This is a genomic window from Achromobacter anxifer, from assembly GCF_903652925.1.
Lineage (GTDB): Bacteria > Pseudomonadota > Gammaproteobacteria > Burkholderiales > Burkholderiaceae_B > Achromobacter > Achromobacter anxifer.
The window spans coordinates 398,456-420,113 of sequence record NZ_CAHLAR010000001.1 but is presented as its reverse complement, the minus strand read 5'-3'; the positions used below and the strand labels follow the sequence as shown (position 1 = coordinate 420,113).

At 57.5% G+C, this 21,658-nt stretch carries 25 protein-coding genes; 14 read left to right on the top strand and 11 right to left on the bottom strand.

What is annotated here, in order from left to right:
- The first annotated feature begins 17 nt into the window (after window positions 1–17).
- From HWY37_RS01990 to HWY37_RS01945, 10 genes are all read left to right on the top strand, one after another.
- A complete protein-coding gene (locus HWY37_RS01990) occupies window positions 18–275 on the top strand; it encodes a hypothetical protein (RefSeq protein WP_246302162.1) in 258 nt (85 codons plus the stop codon).
- Window positions 276–531: 256 nt separating this feature from the next.
- Complete coding sequence (gene virB5, locus HWY37_RS01985) at window positions 532–1,257, top strand: P-type DNA transfer protein VirB5 (protein WP_176087746.1); 726 nt, start codon at window positions 532–534, stop codon at window positions 1,255–1,257.
- A gap of 10 nt (window positions 1,258–1,267) precedes the next feature.
- On the top strand, window positions 1,268–1,714 hold the full coding sequence (locus tag HWY37_RS01980; RefSeq protein WP_176087745.1) for a hypothetical protein: 447 nt from the start codon (window positions 1,268–1,270) through the stop codon (window positions 1,712–1,714).
- Window positions 1,711–1,971 (top strand): EexN family lipoprotein, encoded by a 261-nt coding sequence (locus HWY37_RS01975; RefSeq protein WP_176087744.1) that lies wholly within the window; start codon window positions 1,711–1,713, stop codon window positions 1,969–1,971. Before HWY37_RS01980 ends, HWY37_RS01975 begins: the two co-directional genes overlap by 4 nt.
- A 1-nt stretch (window position 1,972) precedes the next feature.
- Window positions 1,973–3,025 (top strand): TrbL/VirB6 family protein, encoded by a 1,053-nt coding sequence (locus tag HWY37_RS01970; RefSeq protein WP_176087743.1) that lies wholly within the window; start codon window positions 1,973–1,975, stop codon window positions 3,023–3,025.
- A 650-nt stretch (window positions 3,026–3,675) separates the two neighbouring features.
- Window positions 3,676–3,909 (top strand): antitoxin VbhA family protein, encoded by a 234-nt coding sequence (locus HWY37_RS01965; protein ID WP_052097482.1) that lies wholly within the window; start codon window positions 3,676–3,678, stop codon window positions 3,907–3,909.
- Between the two features lie 201 nt (window positions 3,910–4,110).
- Window positions 4,111–5,184 (top strand): ABC-three component system protein, encoded by a 1,074-nt coding sequence (locus HWY37_RS01960; RefSeq protein ID WP_176087742.1) that lies wholly within the window; start codon window positions 4,111–4,113, stop codon window positions 5,182–5,184.
- Window positions 5,181–5,696, top strand: coding sequence for an ABC-three component system middle component 2 (locus HWY37_RS01955; RefSeq protein WP_343060929.1), 516 nt, complete (start codon window positions 5,181–5,183; stop codon window positions 5,694–5,696). Before HWY37_RS01960 ends, HWY37_RS01955 begins: the two co-directional genes overlap by 4 nt.
- Window positions 5,687–7,522, top strand: a complete 1,836-nt coding sequence (locus tag HWY37_RS01950; protein ID WP_176087740.1) for an ATP-binding protein — start codon at window positions 5,687–5,689, stop codon at window positions 7,520–7,522. Before HWY37_RS01955 ends, HWY37_RS01950 begins: the two co-directional genes overlap by 10 nt.
- A gap of 19 nt (window positions 7,523–7,541) precedes the next feature.
- Window positions 7,542–9,134, top strand: a complete 1,593-nt coding sequence (locus tag HWY37_RS01945; protein ID WP_176087739.1) for a hypothetical protein — start codon at window positions 7,542–7,544, stop codon at window positions 9,132–9,134.
- Between the two features lie 344 nt (window positions 9,135–9,478).
- Here the strand turns inward: HWY37_RS01945 and HWY37_RS01940 are convergent, their stop codons facing one another.
- The 7 genes from HWY37_RS01940 to HWY37_RS01910 all read right to left on the bottom strand — a co-directional run bounded on the left by HWY37_RS01940 (window position 9,479) and on the right by HWY37_RS01910 (window position 13,884).
- Window positions 9,479–10,438, bottom strand: a complete 960-nt coding sequence (locus HWY37_RS01940; protein ID WP_176087738.1) for a hypothetical protein — start codon at window positions 10,436–10,438, stop codon at window positions 9,479–9,481.
- A 17-nt stretch (window positions 10,439–10,455) separates the two neighbouring features.
- The gene (locus HWY37_RS01935; protein ID WP_176087737.1) at window positions 10,456–10,752 is read right to left on the bottom strand and encodes a hypothetical protein; all 297 of its coding nucleotides are present in this window, start codon (window positions 10,750–10,752) and stop codon (window positions 10,456–10,458) included.
- The gene (locus tag HWY37_RS01930; RefSeq protein WP_176087736.1) at window positions 10,745–10,999 is read right to left on the bottom strand and encodes a hypothetical protein; all 255 of its coding nucleotides are present in this window, start codon (window positions 10,997–10,999) and stop codon (window positions 10,745–10,747) included. The genes HWY37_RS01935 and HWY37_RS01930 overlap by 8 nt, the downstream gene beginning before the upstream one ends.
- Window positions 11,000–11,027: 28 nt before the next feature.
- A complete protein-coding gene (locus HWY37_RS01925) occupies window positions 11,028–11,246 on the bottom strand; it encodes a hypothetical protein (protein ID WP_176087735.1) in 219 nt (72 codons plus the stop codon).
- A 554-nt stretch (window positions 11,247–11,800) separates the two neighbouring features.
- Entirely contained in the window at window positions 11,801–12,379 is a 579-nt protein-coding gene (locus HWY37_RS01920; protein ID WP_246302161.1) for a hypothetical protein, read from the bottom strand.
- 301 nt (window positions 12,380–12,680) lie between these two features.
- Complete coding sequence (locus tag HWY37_RS01915) at window positions 12,681–12,944, bottom strand: hypothetical protein (protein ID WP_176087733.1); 264 nt, start codon at window positions 12,942–12,944, stop codon at window positions 12,681–12,683.
- A gap of 361 nt (window positions 12,945–13,305) precedes the next feature.
- Entirely contained in the window at window positions 13,306–13,884 is a 579-nt protein-coding gene (locus HWY37_RS01910) for a recombinase family protein (RefSeq protein ID WP_176087732.1), read from the bottom strand.
- 219 nt (window positions 13,885–14,103) lie between these two features.
- Here HWY37_RS01910 and HWY37_RS01905 point away from each other — a divergent pair, with 219 nt between their 5' ends.
- Both HWY37_RS01905 and HWY37_RS01900 read left to right on the top strand, forming a co-directional pair.
- The gene (locus HWY37_RS01905; RefSeq protein WP_176087731.1) at window positions 14,104–14,661 is read left to right on the top strand and encodes a hypothetical protein; all 558 of its coding nucleotides are present in this window, start codon (window positions 14,104–14,106) and stop codon (window positions 14,659–14,661) included.
- Window positions 14,662–14,719: 58 nt separating this feature from the next.
- A complete protein-coding gene (locus HWY37_RS01900; RefSeq protein ID WP_176087730.1) occupies window positions 14,720–15,313 on the top strand; it encodes a hypothetical protein in 594 nt (197 codons plus the stop codon).
- A gap of 185 nt (window positions 15,314–15,498) precedes the next feature.
- On the opposite strand, the gene HWY37_RS01895 is transcribed toward HWY37_RS01900, so the two are convergent.
- From HWY37_RS01895 to HWY37_RS01885, 3 genes are all read right to left on the bottom strand, one after another.
- Window positions 15,499–16,845 (bottom strand): DUF6538 domain-containing protein, encoded by a 1,347-nt coding sequence (locus HWY37_RS01895; protein WP_176087729.1) that lies wholly within the window; start codon window positions 16,843–16,845, stop codon window positions 15,499–15,501.
- 283 nt (window positions 16,846–17,128) lie between these two features.
- Window positions 17,129–18,118: a tripartite tricarboxylate transporter substrate binding protein gene (locus HWY37_RS01890; RefSeq protein WP_176087728.1), complete on the bottom strand. Its 990-nt coding sequence runs from the start codon at window positions 18,116–18,118 to the stop codon at window positions 17,129–17,131.
- A 133-nt stretch (window positions 18,119–18,251) separates the two neighbouring features.
- Window positions 18,252–19,067 carry a LysR family transcriptional regulator gene (locus HWY37_RS01885; RefSeq protein ID WP_176087727.1) on the bottom strand — a complete coding sequence of 272 codons (816 nt, stop codon included), beginning with the start codon at window positions 19,065–19,067 and terminating at the stop codon, window positions 18,252–18,254.
- 111 nt (window positions 19,068–19,178) lie between these two features.
- Here HWY37_RS01885 and HWY37_RS01880 point away from each other — a divergent pair, with 111 nt between their 5' ends.
- Complete coding sequence (locus tag HWY37_RS01880; RefSeq protein WP_176087726.1) at window positions 19,179–19,913, top strand: SDR family oxidoreductase; 735 nt, start codon at window positions 19,179–19,181, stop codon at window positions 19,911–19,913.
- A 28-nt stretch (window positions 19,914–19,941) separates the two neighbouring features.
- On the opposite strand, the gene gstA is transcribed toward HWY37_RS01880, so the two are convergent.
- Window positions 19,942–20,547: a glutathione transferase GstA gene (gene gstA, locus HWY37_RS01875; protein ID WP_176087725.1), complete on the bottom strand. Its 606-nt coding sequence runs from the start codon at window positions 20,545–20,547 to the stop codon at window positions 19,942–19,944.
- Window positions 20,548–20,636: 89 nt separating this feature from the next.
- On the opposite strand from gstA, the gene HWY37_RS01870 reads away from it, so the two are divergent.
- On the top strand, window positions 20,637–21,545 hold the full coding sequence (locus HWY37_RS01870; RefSeq protein ID WP_176087724.1) for a LysR family transcriptional regulator: 909 nt from the start codon (window positions 20,637–20,639) through the stop codon (window positions 21,543–21,545).
- Window positions 21,546–21,658: the final 113 nt, after the last annotated feature.

Below are 21,658 nucleotides of genomic sequence, written 5' to 3'. Positions count from 1 at the left end.
GCAAGAAGGACCATAAGATGGCTTTACGCTACGACGCCCTGCAAGACTACTGCGATGATCCAGCGCGCACTGGTGACGTGCAGGTCATTCTGTATGCGCACTACTGGAAGGGCTTTTCCCTGGCCGTGCAGGACGGCACTACGGAGCACCACGTCATGGACGACAAAGGCCGACCGTACCGATTCCGAACAGTAGAAATGGCCTTGGCGGAACTGGCGAACATCTCGTATCTATCGGACCGCATCATCATTGACCGTCGCGCGTGGTCGCCGTAGTCGGAAACTACTTTGCATTAACCGTAAGTACAATCAACTTCGGTTGTACCTTTAACCACAACGAACGTTGCACCGCCCCAAGGACGCCTAGCGTACCGGGTGCCGACCCGAAAAGAAGGGTTCCGACCGCCGAGAGCAGATCGGCCGCTTAGTCGCCCCAAGGACGCACAGTCGTACTGGGCGCGGTCCCTGAACAGACCGACAGACCGGACAGCACGGTCCTACGTTCGCCCTCAACCTCTCAGGAGTGGCGAACATGAAGAAACTATCAGCCTCTTGCATTCTGGCCGTCAGCATTGCCGCGTCGTCGGCCGCCTTCGCACAAATCCCCGTGACAGATGGCGCTTCCATCGCCAAGAGCGTGGAAAACCAGATCGAAACGATGGCGAAGTGGAAGATGCAGTACGACCAGATGGTCAGCCAGATCGACCAGATGAAACAGCAATACGCTGCGGTCACCGGCGCACGCGGCATGGGCGAACTGTTCAACAGCCCGCAGTTGCGGGACTACCTGCCGCGCGATTGGCAAAGCGTCTACGACTCCGTCAAATCAGGCGGCTATGCTGGCCTGAGCGGGCGCGCTGAGTCCATCTACAACGACAACAAGGTGTATGACGCCTGCGCCGGCTTTGCCTCGACGGAGCAACGCACGAGCTGCGAAGCGCAAGCCGTCAAAGGTGCGCAAGACAAAGCCTTTGCACTCGATGCCTACGACGCCGCGAAAAATCGCCTTAGCCAAATCGACCAGTTGATGCGGCAGATCAACCAGACACAAGACCCGAAAGCCATTGCTGAACTGCAAGGCCGCATCGCGGCCGAGCAGGCCATGATTCAGAACGAGCAGACCAAGCTACAGATGTACCAGATGGTCGCGGCAGCCGAAGACCGCCTACAGCAGCAACGGCGGAAGGAGATCAACGCAAAGATTGTGGATCAACGGGGCTACCCCACTCTTCAAGTCTTCAACCCGCTTGCACGCTAAGGAGAACATCATGGCTCCGTTCTACGCAATCACACTGGTTCCAGTGGTAACGCTATGCCTTGCCATCTATCGCTTCTGGGCTTGCGCTCGCCGCCTGAGTCCCGAGTATTACCGAGAGCTTTTGCGGCGCGCGCCGCTGATGAGAACCCTTGATGTCGTGGCTATCGGTATGGCCGCTTTCACGGCCTACTACGCCGCTATGGGCTGGTTTGGATTCACACTGCCGTTCATTGATGAAGAACCGTTGCCGCCTTGGATGAACATCACCCTGTCTGCCGTCACTTCCATTGCGTGCATCGGCATCGTTTGGATAAACGCGCCAAATCGCTTCACACAGCCGACATGGGGCGGCATGCGCGAAAGCGTCGTACGAACCCTTGCAGCGTTACGCATCATTGAGGCCGCCGAAGTGGCCCACGCACTCGACATCATCAACGCACGCGAGGCGCACAAATGAAAAACATCCTCTTCCCTTTCTTCATCGTTCTCACACTTGCAGCTTGCGGCGACAACACCCCTGTTCAGACCGTCGATTGGTACAAGGCGCACACCCCTGAACGCAACGCGATGATCGCGAAATGCGAAGCCAGTCCTGGAGAACTCGCAGCGTCCGCCAACTGCATCAACGCGAAGACAGCAGCAAACCATCTGGCAGTCGACAAGCGAGGCTATTTCGACCTGAAACCTATCAATCCGCTCAAGGGAGGGCAATAGCATGGGATTCGCCTTATTCCAGTGGATAGGCAGCAGCGTCGATGCGATGCTGAACACCTTCGTATCGGAAACCGCTTCGAACGTCATCCTCGGCTTTCAAATGCTGATGCTGACCGGCGTCACGCTGTACATCACCTTGACTGGCTACGCCATCAGTACAGGAGTAGTTGAGGCGCCGTTTCAAACCTTCATCAAGCAGTGCATGAAGATCCTCATCATCACCGCATTCTGCATGACGGCTGATGCTTACACCGCCACTGTTGTTTCGGCCATTCAAGGCCTGGAGACAGGTCTGGCCGACATCATGTTCACGTCTAACGCTCAAGCGACAAGCATCTACCGGGTGCTGGATAACTCAGCGGACAAAGGGCTTAACGTGGCTTACGACATGCTAGGCAAAGTCGCAAAACGCGAATTCTACGAGCTAGGTCATATGTTCTGGGATGCCCTGAATGCACTCATGATGGCCATTGCCGTGTTTCTTATTCATTTGCCTGCGGCCGCGACCATCATCATGGCAAAGCTCGGTCTCGGAATAATGCTTGGTCTCGGACCACTGTTTATCGCGGCGCTAATGTTTCCAGCCACCGCGAAATGGTTCGACAAATGGTTTGAGCAGGCACTAGCCTACATACTTGAAATTGCCATCACAATGGTTGTCGTATCTGTCGGTGTGGCGCTATTCAAGGCGCTGTTCGATAGGATAATAAGTACGACCACGGACAATCCCATCAGTTCGTTTGTGCAGATCATCGTTCTTGCCTTGATCATCTTCTTCGCGCAGAGAAAAACGAGCGGCTTAGGGGCGAGACTGGCTGGCGGCATCGCCTTTGACGCTGTGACATTCAGGAGCATGGCGCAGGGTATTGGCAACGTGGTGAATCCTAAGACGACTCGCCGCGATATGCAGTCGGGCATGATGGTTACTGCTGGCCGAACCAACCACATGATCGCAGGCAACACCATGTGGAACCCAGCCTATCGGCAACACGTCTTGCAGAACATGGGCAAGAACTGGGGATCGGCAACGGGCGGCTCCGTCAACGGTAAGTGATGTGCATGTTGCGTCCGCATCGGCCTCGCCATCAGCGAGGCCTTTTCATTTATGGCCGCACATATCTCCGCGCTACGCTTGGGCAACCCCTTCGGTTGCATCCCGCGTCCGTTCTTGCCGGACTGGCCGCGGGGGCAGGCCCAGCGGCTTCGCCTTGTTCCTCCCCTGGCCGACAGGCTGCATGGCTTCCAGAGGCATCAAGGGTGAAGGCTTCGCCCGGGATCCTCACCCGTTCCCTGCGCTGCGCTTCGGGCTGCGGCTTCCGGTCCCGCCCTTGACGCCTCTTCCGGCCAAACGGCGTCAGTAGCGGTGCTGTCAAGCGGATGACGGGTCAAGGGGTTGGTGCGGCCCGCAGCCCACAGGGCGAGGACACGGCCCCTTGACGCGGCAGGAGCGCCCCACGCTATGCCGGGGGCAGGAGTTCCGGGCCAAAGGCCCGCAACCCCTGCTCCCGAGGCTCCCGCCGGCGAGGGTGGAGAGTCCAGAGAGGCAACGCCTCTTTGGAAACTACGGCTAGCACGCAGCCGATATTGGCGTCCATAGCAGGTAAAACAAGACAATTTCAGCGCACCACCTCTATGGCTGCGCGTACCTAAACCAAATTACCCGTACTTCTTGTAAGATCGAGTTACCTACGGCAAGGAGACACCATGGCTGGCAAGGGTAAATGCAGGCAACAGCCCCGCAAAACCATATCGGATACCGAACGCAGCCGCCGGCAATCGGCAGTTAACTATGCGCGGGCCTCCGTCGGTCTAGAAGGTTTCTCGCTCAGTGAAGCAGATGAGGCCCACGCTCAGCGTTTCGTCGATGGTCAGATAAGCCTGCAAGAGTTTGTGCAGCCGCGCGCTGACGCCTTAGCGCTCCCAAAGTCTTCGTCATGACGAAGAAATTTAGGATTTGGGGACTAGTGCAGGATAGGCTGTCGCCGGCAGATGTCACACCCGTGCTTGTTGTCCAATGTCTCCGATCTGTTACTATTTTTTGCAATACTTCCATTTTTCTGCCAGCGTACGGGAAGGCTATACCTAGTGCGCTTGCACGAATCAATCGGCTGATGAGGCCATGAACGTCTTTAAAGCCGCATGATTTCATCGAACCCTCTTCCTCCCCCATCTTGGGGAACATCACCGACTGCCGACGTCGTTGCATCTGGACTTCCCATTCCCCCCATTGAAAGGATACGGATCTTTAGCGCCGATCAATGGGAAGACTTCATCCTCGAATGGGCCGACTCGCTTAAAGAGCTTTATGACTCTGTTGAGCGATGTGGCGGGTCTGGGGACATGGGGCGGGACATCATTGCCTTTGACAAGGCGGACGATGCGATTTGGGATAACTATCAGTGCAAACATTACAAGAGTGGTTTGACGCCTGGTGACATCTGGGTCGAACTCGGAAAGCTTGTGTACTACACCTACGTCGAGGAATACACATACCCGAGAAGGTATGTGTTTATGGCGCCCCAAGGGGCCGGTACCAAACTTTCAAATCTACTAAGGAAAGCGGACAAGCTGAAGGAACAGTTGATTGAGAACTGGGATAAGCACTGCAAAACGGAAATAACATCAAAGATCAATGTCGAACTGGATGTTGATCTACGTGCGCATCTGAACAAGCTGGACTTCTCGATTTTCGAGGCAATGTCTCCATTGCGAATCATTGACCAGCACGCAAAAACACGCTGGCATGTGACCCGGTTTGGTGGTGGGCTTCCAAGCCGACCAAAGATTGCCCCACCTCCCGCAACAGTTGCTGACAATGAAGTTACGTATGTCCGCCATCTGTTAGACGCGTATGGTGATCACCTGAAATGCGCAATACCCACTGTGGACGCACTAGCCGCCCACAACGATGCCCAAGAGCACTTCAATGATGCTCGGCTGGAGTTTTATAGCGCAGAGGCGCTACGGTCATTTTCTCGGGATACGTTGCCGCCTGGCGCATTTGAGGATCTACAAAACGAGGTACATGGTGGCATCAAAGATGAGATCCGGGGCGATCATCAAGATGGCTATCGGCGGGTCCTATCTGTAGTCAAAACAGCCAAGCTCTTACCGATCACCGACCACGCGCTCAAGGAGCGCTTGTCCTCGTTTGATCGGGGGGGGATTTGCCATCAACTCGCCAACAATGGAAAGGTCAAGTGGGTGAAATGACCGAATCGACTAATGGTGGGATGCTCCCCCTGTTCAATGGTCCGATTGAAATTGGCTTGCGAGCTGTGGCTCTCTTGAGTGAGTCTTATCCATTAATGTGCTCGCTTCAGCGGCTCGTCGTTTCGGACTATTTGCTCGTCCATTCCGATGATCTGCCAGACGGCCCACCAGGCCTACACCCAAAGACACCACATCGTGGCAGCGAATTATTAGTGCGCCGTGCCGTGCTGGAACAGGGCTTAATGCTGTACCAAAGCAGAGGTTTGCTTGAACGTCACTATACCGAAACAGGGGTGACGTTCTCAGCAACAGAACGTACAGCCTCTTTCTTGGATGCGTTGTCATCCGAATATTTTCTGACTTTGAGAGAAAGAGCGGCATGGCTCATTTCATTATTTGCGAAAACCTCGGATGAGGAATTACTGAAAATCACCAACTCTCACATTGGAGAGTGGGGCGCTGAGTTTGCAATGGAGTCGGTGCTGAAAGTGGAGGATGCCGAATGGCAATAAATGGATTTCAGCTTCGCGCCTTGACATTGATCGGGAACGGAAAGCCCAATGCAGAAATTCGGTTCGTTGAAGGACTGAATATTGTGTCAGGCCCCTCGGACACTGGGAAAACCTTCATTGTTCAATGCATTGATTTCATGTTGGGTAGCAAGGATGCTCCCAAGCCCATACCGGAATCTGAGGGGTATGAGACGGTTCGCCTCACGGTTACGTCGCCAGAAGATGGCGAAGCAATCCTGGAACGCTCAATTCGTGGCGGCAACTTTAGACTCATCTGCAAAGGGAAATCTGAGAAAAAACTTTCTGCGAAACACAGTGCTGGCGACAAGGATTCCGTATCACAGTATTTTCTGAGCCTATCCGGTTTAACCGGAAAGAAAGTACGCAGGAATAAACAAGGGGTCACTCGCGATGTGAGCTTTCGAGATCTCGCACGACTCGTGTTAGTCGATGAAGAGACCATTATCAGCGAAAGATCCCCAATCTTGACTGGACAGTACACCACCGCAACAGCGGAAAGTGCGGTCTTTCGACTTCTGCTGACAGGCACCGACGACAGCAAATTGGTATCCAACGAAGACCCGAAAGTTGTCAGCGGGAAGGTGGCGGGGAAGTTAGAGATGTTGGAGTTTCTCCAAGAAAAAGCCAGGAGTCGCATTGTAGAAATGCAATTGGAAGGTGATGTGACTGCTTGGCAGGGAAAGTTGTCGGAGATTGAGTTTCTATATGACGCAGCACAAAAGGAACTTGCTGCGGAACAGCAGAACGCTGCCATATTGGAAGATCAGCGCAGGGCAGAGTTAAATCGCTTACGCCAGTTTGAATCGAGATCGAGCGTCTTGCTTGAGTTGCAGCGCAGATTCTCTTTGCTTGATCAACAATATTTTTCAGATCTTCGGCGACTCGAGAGCATTGCGGAGGCAGGCTTTCGTTTGGATCAGATGAGCGAGGAGCGTTGCCCTGTATGCGGTGCAATTGCAGAGCATCATGATCACGAGCACCAAGTAGCGGACATAGGCGTCGAGAACGTAGCTCAGGCATGTATCGCCGAAGCAGACAAGATCCGAGGTTTGATTTCAGACTTGCGTTTGACTAAGGAGGGCAACGATAGGGAGATTGAGCGCCTCCGAATCCTTTGCGAGCAAACGCGGGACCGCGTCCGCTCGGTCGCGTCACAACTCACGGATAAATTGAAACCACGGGTCGAGGTTGCGTTGCTCAATTTGCGTGAAAGTCAAGCGACAAGAGACACCTATCGTCATGCACTTGAACTGCATGGGCGTGTAGGCGAGCTACAGGGCCTGATGAATGAAATTGGCATGCCACTCTCTGGCAAAGGTTCTGAGCTTGAATCAGCCCGTATCCGTTCAAACGAGGCTGAATCTTTTAGCAAAGCAGTCGAGTCTTTACTGCGTGCTTGGCATTTCCCGAGACTAGATCGAGTCACCTTTAGTGAGGGGGATCAAGATATCGTGATATCTGGTCGCCCCCGGGCAAGCCACGGCAAAGGCGTCCGAGCAATCGCCCATGCCGCCTTCAACTTGGCGCTTCTTAAACTCTGCGTGGATCAGGAGATGCCACATCCCGGCTTTGTACTTGTGGACTCCCCACTTGTCGTCTATAGGGAGCCCGACACAGATGAAGGCGGTTTCTCGCATGACGTAAAGGATGCATTCTATCGATCCATCGCCGGAGGCTTTCAAACATCCCAAGTCATCGTATTCGAGAATGAAGATCCCCCCGTCGACTTAGGGGATGATGTGAACGCGATTCGGTTCACGGGTGCGTCGCACGGACGCCATGGGTTCATTCCGAAAAACAACTAATCCAACGGCAGAAGCGAACATGCTGATCTACAGCAATCGGTTTCAACTTGAACCCAAAGATGGTCCTACGCAGATTGTGGATTGCATTGCGCGATGGATGGGTAAGCGGACAGGGGGCTTTGTTGAAGGCAAGCAACTCATTGGAGGTCTCAGGCAGCGCTTGAGAGATGGCAGTATGGCCGTCTCACGTACGACTTCGGATACAGCAACGGCCCTCACCCATCCATTCTTGTTCTGCGCACAACTCTCTCATGGCGACAGCGAAGTAGCTGGACGCAGATGGTTGACCGAGATCGGCCTACGACAATTGGAGAAAGACGGCCCAGTCGAATGTACGGTTCTGTCTCGAACCGAAGAAATCAGTGCTCGAGTAACAGCACAGATCCAGGTGACTCGGCCACGAATCGTCCAAACCTTAATGGAAACGTGCGAGCCGAGCTCCAACACTCCTGGCCTTCGAGTGAAGCAACTGGACGAATCAAGTGCCGCAGCATTCGTAGTAGAGGTTGAACGCGAAGCACGACAGTATCCCATTGTCGTCGTCAGTGCGAATCGCGACGGCAACTACGCGGTGCAGCCTGAGCGCCTACGTTCACTGCTTGCAGGTATCGCTGAAGTCGTGCAGGTTCCGGCTGGCGTTGATACTTTCAAAATCGAAGAAATCGTGAGCCGCCGCTATGGTGCATGGGGTGGCGCGATCAACGTTCTGTTCCAGGCTCGTACTGGAGACCGCGGTGTCTATTGTGACAGGACTCTGTACCTACCTGCAGACCTAGCTGACCTCACAACGGTAGGAAAAAATATCGACGCTGAAATTTTGGCGACCGTTACTCACCGTACGAACCTGCCCTGCTCATGGAAGCATATTTCCCTGGAAGTCGTCAGCCAGGCGGTCTTGCGCGGTCAGCTTACGGCGAGCATTCAAAAGGCAAAAAGCAGCGACGATGCCCACGAGTACGCCCAGTTGCTTGGAGAAGCGGACAAGGAACTACTCGCCAAAGACATTGAGGTCGATAGCCTTCAACAAGACCTAGAAGCGAGGGCGTTGCAGGTTCATCAACTTCAAGCTGACATTCTAGGTTTGAAGCATGCCTTGAGAGGCCAGCGGTCCTCGGGGGATGCTTCGGAAGATGAGCTTGAAGCCATGCGCCCTCTGCGCGATGCCGTGACTAGTCTTGTCGCCGGAAATCCGTCGTTAGAACAATCACTGACTGTCATTAGCACTTTCTTCCCTGATCGAGTCGTAGTGCTCGACTCAGCCTACGAGTCGGCTCGAGACTCGAAGGAGTTCATGTATGGGAGGCGGGCCTTCGATCTTCTGTGGAGCCTCGCAAACGACTATTGGACGGCGTTGGCCAATGGACAAGGTGACTTGATCGGCAAGCGCGTATTTGGTGCCAACGATTACGCGCAAAATGAAGGCCAAGCACTGAGTAACCCAGGGAAAAAGCGTCGGACATTCACCTACCAAGGTGTCGATATCTTGATGGAGCGTCATCTGAAGATCGGCATTAAGGATAGTGTTGCGGAGACGTTACGAATTCACTTCGAGTGGATTGGCGCAGAAAGGCGGCTAGTCATAGGTCACTGTGGCAAACATCTCGACTTCTAGCGGAGAATGCGCGATGCAAGAATCTCCACCTCGATGTCTAAATTCGGTACAGTACCGGTACATACATCAGCTTTCGCCAATTTCGTGAAGCTACGCTAACCTGCTGATCTATAATTACTTTTACCTATTTGAACCTACGCTCAGCTACGCCATACGTTCCTAAACAAAGCCTGCCTCGCTCCGACTCAAAATCCCCCGCCGCAAGGCGTGCCGGTTCGATTCCGGCCCCGGGCACCACTGACCTCATAACGGCCCGCAAAGCCGCATGAATACTGGAGGGTGGAGTGTGGCAGTGGTGAAATTACCACGCAGATTACCACAGCCCTCACCCCCCGCTCTACGCTTTAGATGAGCCCCGCTCGGGCTGCTGCTCGGGTACTCATCCAGACTCCCTGAATGCGTACCATCTGCTCACCCTCAGGGGACACCCTGGTCTCAAACCCTCGGACCTGTAGGGCCTCCGCGCTGGGTGCAACTTGGTCCATGTAGCGGGTGATCAGCGGACGCCAGCCCGCCATGTTGTTCCCGTAAAGCTGCCCCTCAAGGGCAACCCTGAGGGCGTCCTTATTGCCGGGCTCACGGGCGAACTCGTAGAAGTCCTGAAGCTCGCCGGAAGACAGGCCCATCTGAGAAGTCAGGAACGTGTCCGCCTGTGCCTGATAGGCGTCAATGATGAACTGAGCCCGTCCCTGCGCCTCGGTCAATTCCATGCCGGTGTTCTGTGCCAGACCGACCGCGATGTCTTCCATCGGAATGTCGCCCATCGCGCCAGCGATAGCGGACGCCATGCCGTTCTGAATCGCTGCTTGCGGGATGCCTGCTGCGGCTTGGTCAATGCCGCTCACAACTTCCTCAGGCATCACCGCCAAATCGGGATCATGCTGCCCTTGCTCTTGGTCCTGCTGCTGCTCCAGCTGAGCGCCTCGCGGCTGTTGGTCTTCGCCGCCTGCCAGGACGTAGCCGTCACCCTGTTTGATGAGGATGCCTGTCTGTACGAAGTTGCTCACCTTGGCGGACACGCCACCGATGCGGACCACAGTGTCACCGTCAATGTCATTCGTAGGTGAACCGTAAGAGGTCCGCGCAGTGCTGCGCCAATCTTCCCGAGCATACGGGGAGAAGTCTTTGCCAGCGTCAAAGCTGGAGACACCAGAGGTGGACGAGACAATCTCGCCGCCTTGGATGGTGACCGAGTGAACGCCGCTCTGGTTGCCAATGGTCTGTGAGCCGCTAGTGTCAATGGCATCTACCGGCTGGCCATCGGCGGTGTCTTGATGAACGGAATACGATTGAAAATTGCCCATGATGATTTCCTTATTGATTAGATGAGGCCGTTCTTGCGGGCCTCTGTGATGCGGATAAATGCGCCTGCAATCTCTACCCGATGGTCTTCTGCCATCTCGCCGGGGAGGACTCTGAAGCCGCGCAATTGCAGCCCGATCAGGCTATAGGGGTCTGGCTTGAAGGTGCTTTGAGGGATAGCTGCGGGGACTAGCGGAGTGCTGTAGCGGTCTGCCGTGATCCATGAACCGCCCGCTCGTTTAACAAGACCCAGCTTTTCCAGCGTCCGTATGCTGGCGGTAACCCCCTTAACTGTGGCTACCGTGTCTTCATTCATGGGGAGTTTCGATAACGACAGGGCGCGGCTGTCCGAAGTCATAGAAGCCCGGCGCTTGGCGGTCATATACGACTGCGGCCCCCTCAGAATTGACAACTGCAACATCGTGGGTCGGGAGACCGCCCGCTTTGGCTGCACTGCCGAAGTCTGCATAGGCTGCCCCGAAAGAGCCATCAGCGTTGACTACGAAGAAGCGCAGCCCTTTTTGGTGGAAGCCGATCAATTCGGCTGGGGTGTAATGCGGCATGATGATTTTCCTTGCTCGGTTATCTGCCCTAATGGCGCGATGCGCCGGGTAATCGGGCTTTGATTTCGTGGTTGATGAGTACCGCCACGACATTCGCTAGCTTCTCGTGGCTGGTGGGGTTGTCGAGGAACTCCCGGACTCGCTTGAGCACTTCCTTGTGATCCTCGGGTGTGCGCGGTCGGCCCCGATAGTTGCCCTTGCGCTTTTCCTTGGGGGCTGCTGTGGCCTCACTGGTTGATGCCGTCAAAGCTGTCTCCTTGGGTGGGCAACTGGGGGAGTCCCTGTAGTGCCCCCTCGATATTTCGGATGCGCCGGTCAATGTCCCGAATGAAAAGGGGCCGGTACGCTATGGGGATTACCTGCTCGTATGTCTGGCGCATCGCATAGAGGATGCTGAGCCTTCGCTGTGGTGATGTCATGGGCTGTATTCACAGGGAGTTTTTGCCTCCAAAACCATTCCAATGAACGCCCATAGGGGAATGCTTGGGTTTGCCTCCTGAAAGGCTTTCAGCGTGCTAAACCCGGTTATTTCCCGGTATTGCTCCACGCTGACGCCAACCCTCTTCAGGTATCGGCGCATGAGACGCGGGGTGCATGGGAGACGGTGAGGCGGTTGGCGGACACCAGCCTCCCGGTAAAGACGACCCCATAAGGCGCGGTCAAGCCAGTCCTGCTTCAAGACAGGTTCGGTGGTGATGTGCATGTCGTGTTTTCAGGCATGAAAAAACCCGCTCATGGCGGGCTACTGTGGTCGTGAAGGTGTCTTCAAAGAGGACACCCTAAGGAAGACACCTCGGGGTATCAGAAGTCAGCATCAGGGACACTGACAGAGACCGTTTTTCCTGTGGCCTCCTGCATGAACTGCTCGAACGCCATGATTACGGTCATGGGCTGTGCCCTCGCCTCAGCCCCAAGGCGTACCGTGAGGGTCCTGACTACTTGCTCAATCGCTTTCTTATCCAAGTCTTCCGTTTTCATCGCATCCGGGTTCTCTCGCCATTCGGCTAGGTGTTTCCAAAGGGGCGCGTTACTGCGGATAAATGAAGGGTCTAGCGGGACGCCTTGGGAGTCTGCCAATCGCTGCAACTCAGCAAGGACCTTGGGCTTCTCCTTGTCCATCCGCTCAATCGTGCTTTTGCTGATTCCGTACTGCTTCACTCGACCCCGCACGCTGCCATGAGTCTCCCCACAGAGGAGACCACGCCAGTACGCTTCACGAATCTCTTTAGGGTCCATGTTGAGGTGAAGCCGCTTGTTCACCTCCAGGGCAAACGCTCGGGCTTCCGCTTCAGTGGGGGATGAGCCACTGCTGGTCCCGATGAATCGTTGGACCCACACCTTCAGATCAGGAGGCGCGTCCGCCTCGCTGAGGGCTTCCATGCGGTGGTGTCCGTCGAGGACCCATAGGGAGCCCTGAGGGTCTTCCCATACGATGAGGGGATCAAGATCAACTCCATCCTCAATCAACTGTCGCAGAGACCCGGCAAGCTCTGCCGACTCCTGCTGCTTGAGGATTCCTAGGACATAGCTGCACGCCTGGGGATTCCGCACTTGGAACCGCTCAGGGTCCACCCTAAGGTCCCCGAGGTTGACTCTCTCAGCTTTCCCCAGTGCGGGATGAGCAAGGCCGATAGGCCCATCAAGTTTCGTTCGTGTCGTTGTCGGCATATGGACCGACCTATCACGCCAGCTTGTGAAGCTCGCCGCTTTCCCGCTGAAGCTGCTCCGGGGTAAGCCGCGAGAGATACGCGGTGTACATCGTCAATGCACGGCGGCAGATGAGCGAGCGGGAAGGCTTGCGGCTCCCCTTGATGATGAGTCCAGGGGTGTCCTGGGCAATGCGCAAGGCGTTTGCTAGGGGGGCTTCGAGAGTGACCTTGAGTTGGTCTGTGCCGGTCCCCCGAGGGCGGCGCTTGCTGTACTGAATAGTTGGAGCATTCGTCATGATTGTGCCTAGTTGGTCCAAAGAAAATTCCTGTGCGAACTGCTACCCGCAAGCGCGGACAGCAACATTTCGCATCGTGAAAACGAGAAAAGAGACGGACATAAAAAATGGCCCACAGGGTTTCCCCCTGCGGACCACTTTCAGGTCGCCACGGCTAAGCCTCTCCGAATAGCCACCGCAACCATTCCATCATGGACAAGACCTGCGAGTTCTCTGTCCTATTGTGCCGGGATGACAATTGCGCCCTGGCAGATAAAGCCGCTCTTTCCTAGTGTGGCGGGATAAAGCGGCTCCTTCCTATTGTGCCACCATGAAAAATAATCAAATAAATCAAAGCGTTGCGGAGACACGTTTTGCCCCGTCAAGCCGACCTTTCCCGGACCCGCATGATGGTCTGCCGGGTCGTCTTGTAGTCCCGCGCCAGTTGCGCCACAGGGACACCCTCGGCCAACTTCTGGCGCACTTCCTGCTGCCGCTCCGGGGTCAACGCTGGGGGCCTGCCAAACGTCTTTCCGTCCGCCTTGGCCCGCTTGATACCGGCATTGGTCCGTTCAATCAGGAGGTCCCGCTCAAACTCCGCCACTGCTGCGAGGACCTGCATTGTCATGCGCCCCGCTGCGCTGGTGAGGTCTACGCCACCGAGGGCAAGGCAATGAACCCGGACGCCTTCAGTAGCAAGGGCCTCCACCGTAGAGCGTACATCCATCGCATTGCGCCCCAGCCTGTCTAGCTTGGTCACCACCAGGACATCGCCATCCTCCAGCTTCTCGCTGAGGGCTTTGAACTTGGGCCGCTCCATTGCGGACACAGACCCGGAGATATGCTCGGTGACTGTGCGGCGCGGAGTGAGGGCAAAGCCTGCCGCCTCAATCTCTCGGACTTGGTTGTCTGTGGTCTGGTCAGCGGTGGACACGCGGCAGTAGGCGAAGACACGGGACATGATGGGCTCTCTTGGCGGCTGTGCCGCTTATGTACGAAAGGGATGTACGAATAATACAACGTGTACGGAACAATGCAACCCTCAGTTTCGTACATGCATTGAACGGAGTGTACGTAAGTGATCCCTTTAGGACACGTAGCGGGATTACCGTTTGGCCCTCCACCCGCCGTTAGCCGGCATAATCTCGCTAAAAACATAACTAGCTGCGGGACAACAACCATGACGACATCTCATTTCAACGCCATAACCCCCGAATATGCCCAGCAACTCGGACAAATGATTGCTGCGCATTCGCTGGCTGAGGCCGTGGTCTTTTCTGTGTTCTTGGACTGTTGCGGGCTGGAGGAGGCTCAGGCGCGCGTCATCATTAATGTCGGCAAGATCAAGGTATCCGACATGCCCGCCATTACGGAGCAATTGTTGGACTTGAGGGTGTCTGATGACGCTGAGGCCGATGCCACTCTCAAGGCCGCACTTAGGGAGCTTAGGCAACTGACCGAACAACGAAACAAGTTTGCTCACTGGCAGTGGGGAGCCGGAGACAACGGACTCGGAATATCGAATCTGGTAAAGGGCAAGATGGGTCAGCCACCAAAGAGCCAGCCGGTTCAACTGGAGGAACTGCAAAACTTGACCCAGAGGATTCAAGATGTAGCGGCTAGGCTAATGCTATGCACACCTACGGCGCGCCGTGCAATGCCTACCGATTTGCGCGATCTTTTCCTTGGTGGCATCTCGGTCACCGGGACCACCACCCCACGGGGGGAACCGTCCTAAGGCATGGATCGAGTCGGGCTTTCAAATTTTTGCGTCACTGAGATTCGCTTGCCGACAAATGGAATCTGAAGAATCAACAAAGCCTTTCCTAAACTCCGCATTCGTCCGGACCATGCTGGAGGATGCGCACCATCACGAACAGGCAGTAGCGGCGTTCAATAGCGAGTACCTGAACTACCTTGAAAAGGATCGGGACCTAATTGGGCAGGTCTTGCTATCGCACCTCATCCTTGACCACTTCTTGGATCGGTACTTGACCGTCGCTAATCCTGGCCTCACAGCAAAACAAAAAAAGCGGATGGGATTTGCCAAGAAGTGGGAGATAAAGCGGATTCCCCCCGCGAGTCTGCTTGAATTGCACGGGTCGGGGGTGGTCGCACTCAATAGTCTCCGAAACAAGATTGCGCACGACCTGAAAGCGCAAATAGAGCCGTCCGATATTGAGCCGATCAAAACATGCTTCGGCCCATGGCGTGCCGCCTCCGGGAGGCCGGAGCCTGCCAATGATGTTCAGTGGCTCGTATTCTTCACGCAGCATATTGCCTTCGTCCTGGATTCTCTCACTAGAGGCATTATTCGTTACGGTGGTGACAAGGGGTTGGACGGCTACAGGTCGTGGCTCGTTAATGCCGTGAAGGCACCTGCGCGCTGACTTTAGCTTGAACCTCCTTAGGCGTCCCAATATCGGGAGGAGGTGTCTCTGTGCTTTCCATATAGCCTCTCCCGTTGCACGCCGGACAGCGTGCGTTGTGTTGAGAATCATCAGGCTGAGCGGTGAGGTAACCTGTACCCGCGCATCGCTCACAGGGAAGAATGACGGTCATTTCGACCTCCTAATCAATCCACAACCACCTTGCTTAGCCACTCCGCCATAACTCGCAGCGTGTAGCCCTTGCCGTACTTCGAGCCAATACCCTTCGAGGCCCATCCGCCGATAGCAAAGCGGATGTCTTCGGGACACTGAACATCCCTCAATCGATCCGCCATAGTGTGCCGTAGCTCATGCGCGGTGTGATCCAGTTTCAGGCTACGTATCCACTTTGCAATCGTCGCGGATGCGTGAACCGCCTTGGTTTCTTCCGCGCTGGTGTACCTCGGGAAAGCAAAACGCTGTCCTTCAGCGGCCTCTTCCTTGACCCGCTGTGCTGCCCATAAAGCGGCCCCTACCAGTGGCACTGAGCGGGCACTATCGGTGTTCTTGATGCCCCTCCACGGTCTGGCCTCAATGACAATGTGTGGAGTCTCCGCATCAAGAACGATGTCATCAAGGGCAAGGCCCGCAACCTCTGCCAACCGTGCGCCCGTGTCTGCCAGGATGGCGACGAGCCAACGGACATCATCATCCTTCGCCCTACACTCAGCGATTAGCGTCCTGAGTTCCTCGGTGGTGAATGTCTCGCGCTTCTTAGCGTCCGCCCCTTCGGCTGCAATCGGGACCTGCGCAAATGGATTCTTGCGGTTGATGTCCTTCTCGCGAAACCACGTCTCGACAACAACCCGTGCCACATTCAAGCGCCGCCGAATGGTGGTGGTCTTCGCTCCACTCTTGGTCTGAGCCGCTACGTACTTGTGCGCATCCTCTCGCGAGAGGTCCTCAATCGCCTTGTCTCCGATAGCACTGGTAAGCGTGTCGAACGCGCGCTTGGTGTACGTGACGAACTTCTCATCGTCGCGCTTCGGGTGGACCGCGAGGTAAAGCTCTAGGGCATCGCTGAGGAGCGGCTTGATGGTCCCCGCGAGGAGTTGCGCGGCCTTGATTTCAACCGGGTTGAGATACTCATCCCCCGTAGCCTCCCGGTACGCTACCTCATCGTCTCCCGCGTAGGCTTCGCGCTTCCGCTCCAAATGGTCATGGAAGAGGTCAACCGCGTCCGGGTTATTCGGAGTCGGTGCGGGCGATAGGCCCCACTTCTTGAGAAGCTCCTCAGCGTGCTTCTTGAGCGCCTTAGGGGATGATTCCGGACTGGCCCTGAGGAGGGTCCACTCGGCCTCGACCTCTCGATTGAGAGCCTCGACGCGCTTAGCCGCGACCCGAATGTCTGAAGTACCAAGATTGACTTTGATCCGCTTCGCGCCGTAGCGGTCCTGGAGGTCATCGGGGATGCCCCGCTGATAGTAGATCGTGCCCCCGCGCTGGTACGTATACGGTACTGTCACTTGGATAATGCCGAAGGTAGCTCTCACGTCTGGTAACCCCAAAGATTACCACACGCAAACACCCTCAGATACTGCTAAGGTCTTGATTTCCCTTGATTTATAAGGGAAAAGATGGTGCCGCAGGAGGGAGTTTGAATTCCGGCCCCGGGCACCAGAATTCAAAAAGCCGTTGACGTTTACCGTCAACGGCTTTTTTCATGTTCCGGCCAAACCTCGCTTCAAGCGTCCGTCAACCAACGCCGACTTGAACGGATGCCTGCCTTGCGTCCGTGACCGCACACCACCAGATCCACGCACGCGGCAAAGCAGATCAATTCACCGTCACGCCCGCCTCGCGCACCACATCGCCCCACAGCGATATCTCCTTCACGATCTGATCGCGAAAGTCCTGCGGACTGCCCGGCGCGGCCTCTTCCCCGGTGGCCTTGAGACGGTCGGCCATCTCGGGCATCACGACGGCCGCGTTGATCGCGGCGTTGAGCTTGGCCTGTACCTGCGGCGGCACGCCCTTGGGCGCGATGATGCCGTACCACACCGTCACGTCGTATGGCACGCCGGCCTCGCGCACCGTCGGGATGTCCGGCGCCGAGGAAACGCGCTGCGGCAAGGTCACGGCCAATACCTTCAGGCGCTTGTCCTCGCGGTAAGGCAGGGTCGAGCCCGCGGTGGTCAGCATGACGTTGACCTGGCCTGAGACGGTGTCCGTCAAGGCCGGCGCGGACCCCTTGTAGGGCACGTGGATCATGGAAATGCCGGCCGTCTTCAGGAAGGCCTCCATCGCCAGATGCGAAATCCCGCCCGTGCCGGACGAGGCATAGGTCAGCCCGCCTGGTTTCTTCTTGGCCAAGGCCACCAGATCGCCCAGGCTGTCCGCCGGCACATTGGGATTGACCGACACAAAGAACGGCGCGCGCGCGATCATGCCTATCGGCGTCATGTCCTCCACGGGATCGAACGGCAGCTTGTACAGGCTGGGGTTGACCGAATAGCTGTTGGAAATCAAGGTCAGGGTGTAGCCATCGGGCGCCGACCTCAGGCCCTGCTCCACCCCGAGCTTGCCGCCCGCACCGGGCCGGTTCTCCACCACCACGGGTTGCTTCAGGCCATCGGACAGCAGCTGCCCCAAGAGACGCGCGATACCGTCATTGCCGCCTCCGGCGGCAAAGGGCACGATCAGCTTGATCGGCTGCGTGGGATAGTCGTCCGCGTAGGCATTGGAGACCGATGCGGCAAGCGCCGCGGCGGCCAACGTCAGCCCCAGTACCGTCCTGCCCAGCTTGGCGCCGGATAGCAACGTCATAGTTATCTCCTCCCTTATCGGCCGCTGCGCGGCCACGTTTATTGGCGAAAGGCGCAAGACTACAACTTAACAAGTGAAGTTGCAGTCCTGCGCCCTTCTTTCCGCGACGCTCGGTTGCGTCGGCCGGCTTTTTTCATGTCGCGTGCGTGGCCTGGAGCGCATGATCCCGAAACCGCTCCACCAGTGTTGCCACGGCGGACTTGTCCAGCGCTTGCACCGCATAGCAAAGCCCGATGCGCCGCGACATCTCCAGCCCTTCCAGCGATCTGGTCTCCACGCCGGCCTGACTGCGAGCGAGGGAATCCGGCGCCACGCAAATGCCTGCGCCGGCTGCGGTCAATGCCAATGCCAAGCGCAACGATCCTGCGTGCGCGGCCGGCGTGTTTGCCCCGGCGCCATAGTAGGGAAGCAGACGCTGATGCGTCGGATGATCCGGACACACGATCCACGGCAACGCGGCGTCGGCGCGGCTGCCTGCCGGTCTGGCCAGCACGTAGGGATCGACGGACAACGGCAGGAACAGCTCGTCCTCGCAGCGCTCGTCTTCGGTCGCCAGCCGGGCATCGCCATGGCACCCCTCAAGCAGACTCACGAAAAGCGTCGGCACGACCTCCCGCGCCGCGCGCATGAAGGCGGCAATGTCCTGTCTCGCAATATCCGCCTCCACGCCGATTTCGATGCGCGACACAGACGAACCATGGCGGAACTGATGCGTCATCGAGTCGGTTTGCGACAGGATGCGGCGCGCCTGGGGATACAGGATACGGGCGTCCTCCGTCACGGCCACGCCCCGCGCCTGCCGCGCGAACAATTGCGTGCCCAGCAAGTCCTCCAGGCTCTTGATCGTGCCGGACAGAGCGGGCTGGCTCAGGTGCAGGCGACGCGCGGCGGCCGTGATGTTGCGCTCTTCGAAGACTGCGACAAAGGCCTTGAGTTGGCGGCTATCCATAAGATTTTCCGATTTCTTCCAAAGGAATAAACCATTTCTCAGGGGAAATCCCCAGGAATAGAATGATTCCCAACACTCAAGCATACATAAAACCGATACCAGGAGTCCGCCATGTCCACCTCGAAAAAGCCTCTCGTCATCATTACGGGCGCCAGTTCCGGCATAGGCCTGGCCGCCGCCCGCCTGTTCTCGGCCCATGGCCACCCGTTGCTGCTACTGGCCCGCCGGCTGGAACAAATGCAGGCGCTGACCCTGCCCGACACCCTCGCGCTATCCGTCGACGTGACCGACCGCGCCGCGCTGGCCGCTGCTGTGCAGAAGGGCGAGGCGCGCTTCGGTCCGGCCGATGCGCTCATCAACAATGCGGGCGTCATGCTATTGGGCGACATCACGCGCCAGGACCCGGATCAATGGGACAGGATGCTGGACGTGAACGTCAAAGGCGTGCTGAACGGCGTGCATGCGGTCGCCGCGGGCATGGTCCAGCGCAAGCGCGGCAGCATCATCAACATCAGCTCGGTAGCCGGGCGCAAGACCTTCCCCAATCATGTGGCCTACGTGGGGACAAAGTTCGCCGTGCACGGCCTGTCGGAAAACCTGCGCGAGGAATTGTCGGCGCACAACGTGCGCGTGACTACCATCGCGCCAGGCGCCGTGGAAACCGAGCTGCTGGGCCATACCACCGACGCGGACATCAAGACGGGCTACGAAGCCTGGAAGGCCGAGATGGGCGGCAAGGTGCTAGCCGCCGAGGACGTGGCCAACGCCATCCACTACGCCTATGCACAGCCGGACGGGGTGTGCGTGCGTGAAATCGTGCTGGCGGCCACGCGCCAGCAAGCCTAATGCATCCATTGCCGTGACCGTATGACGTTCAACCCTGCGCCTCCGCGCGCAGCGCGGCCTGCACCGCAGGGCGCTCTCCGATGCGCGCAGCGTATGCCGCCAGGGATGGCCAGCGATCCAGGTCGATCGCGAAGAACCTGCACCAACCCAGCACGGTAAACAGATAGGCATCGGCCACGCTGAACTGCTGGCCCATCAAGTAGCTGCCCGCGGCCAAAATGCCGTCCAGATAATCGAAGCGTTTAAAAAGCCGTTCGCGGAAATGCGCCTTGACAGCTTCGGGCAAAGCCGCCTGAAACAGGGGCGCCGATCCCGCGTGAATCTCGCTGGTGATGAAGTTGAGCCATTCCTGCAACCGCGTGCGTTCGCGCGTTCCGTTGGGCGGCGCCAGCCGCATGCCGGGCCGCAGGTCCGCCAGATACTGGACGATGGCAGGTCCTTCAGTGAGCACATCGCCGTCGTCCAGTTCCAGCGCGGCGACATAGCCCTTGGGATTGATGGCGCGGAAATCGCGGCCGTCCGCGGTCTGCTTGGTCTGGTTGTTCACCCTGACCAGTTCGAACGGCAGGTCGAGTTCGCGCAGGACGATGTGCGGCGACAGCGAACAGGTGTGCGGGGCGTAGTAGAGCTTCATGGCATCTCCGATGGAACAGCAGGGAAGTCTCTCGCGCCATCGTGCCTGGGTAAAATTAATGCTCGAATTTCATATCATTAGCTCAGCTTATGTTGAACCTGGGACATTGGCGCCTGCTCGTTGCGACGGCCGACACCGGCAACATCTCCCGCGCGGCCGAGCGCGTGGGCATTACCCAATCCGGCGCCAGCCAGGCCATTGCGCAGCTGGAGGCAGCGCTGGGGATTCAGGTTTTCGCGCGATCCCGCAAGGAAGTGACGGTAACGGCGCTGGGCGAGCAGGTCATCGATCACGCCCGCGCGATGCTGTCTCACCTGGAGTCCATCCGCGCGCTTGCCGACGACAGCAAGGGACTGCGGCAGGGCCGCATCCGCCTGGGCAGCTTTCCCTCGGTCATCTCGACGCTGCTGCCTCCTCTTTTGCACGGCTTCAGACAGCGTCACCCAGGCATCGAGGTCGTGGCGCTGGAAGGCACCGACGAGGAGGTCGAAGATTGGCTGGCCAGCGGCGCCATCGATCTGGGCGTGGTGATGAACCCCGCGCCGCCAAGGCAAGCGTTGATCCTGGGCCGCGACCGTTGGATGGCGCTGCTGCCCGGCGCACACCCGTACAGCCGACGCGCGTCATCTCGCGGCATCGCGCTGGCTGAACTGGCCGATGAGCCGTTCATTCTGGCGACCGGCGGCTGCGCGTTGAATGGCCTGAGCCTGGCCCACAAGGCCGGGCTGGCGCTCAGCGATATCCGCGTCACGGTCCGCGACTGGGCGAGCGCCTGCGCGCTGGTGCGCGAAGGCATGGGGGTTGCGGTAGTACCCGAGTCCACCCTGCCGGCGGACATGCGCCAATTGCGGGCCTTGCCTCTGGCGCCGGCGACACTCCGCGAGTTCGGGCTGGTGCGCTCCGCCGCGGGAACGCAATCCGTCGCTGTCGGCGCGCTGTGGAAGCACGTGAACTCAGGCTCGCATTCCAACACATCCACCAAGGCGCGCGAGGGCTGAAACGCAACGCCGCATGGCTCCAGCCCTCAGGCGGGTGCTCCGCGTTACGATTTGGCCATCGCTGCATCCGGTCTCAGCCACGATCCGCGAAACGCTCGCCCAAGGGAAACACC